A 549-nucleotide genomic window follows, 5' to 3' on the forward strand; every position below is an offset into this window, starting at 1 on the left:
ATGTAGTGGTCTAATGAATCCGGACACCAACATAGGTGGTAAAGTTACCACCTTAATCGAGGTGCCAGATGACCAGAAAACGACGTTCCTTTACTCCTGAATTCAAGCAGGAAGCCGCCAGCTTGGTGCTGGATCAAGGCTACACAGTTTCCCAAGCCAGCACATCGCTTGGTGTAGTCGAGAGCGCGCTGCGGCGCTGGGTTAAGCAGCTTGAGGCTGAACGCCAAGGAGTTACCCCGAAAGGCAAGGCTCTTACTCCGGAGCAGCGCCGGATACAGGAGCTTGAGGCTCGCTGTGAGCGCCTGGAACGGGAGAAGAACATTCTAAAAAAGGCTACTGCTCTCTTGATGTCGGACGACTGGAATCGTACGCGCTGATTGACCAGTTAAGTGAGCAAGAGCCTGTGGAATTGGTCTGTTCAGCGTTTGATGTGCATCGTTCCTGTTACTACGAACATCGTAAGCGGTGCCGTCGTATTGATGCGGAGCGAGTGGCCTTGAAAGCCAAAGTGAACCGCTTGTTTAATCAGAGTCGCAGCTCTGCGGGAAG

1 pseudogene is annotated in these 549 nt (G+C 52.8%); it reads left to right on the forward strand.

What is annotated here, in order from left to right:
• Positions 1-68 precede the first annotated feature (68 nt).
• Positions 69-549 (forward strand): annotated as a pseudogene (locus tag A6D6_RS21665) (transposase); the annotation flags it as partial.

It is taken from the genome of Alcanivorax xiamenensis (assembly GCF_009846745.1).
GTDB lineage: Bacteria > Pseudomonadota > Gammaproteobacteria > Pseudomonadales > Alcanivoracaceae > Alloalcanivorax > Alloalcanivorax xiamenensis.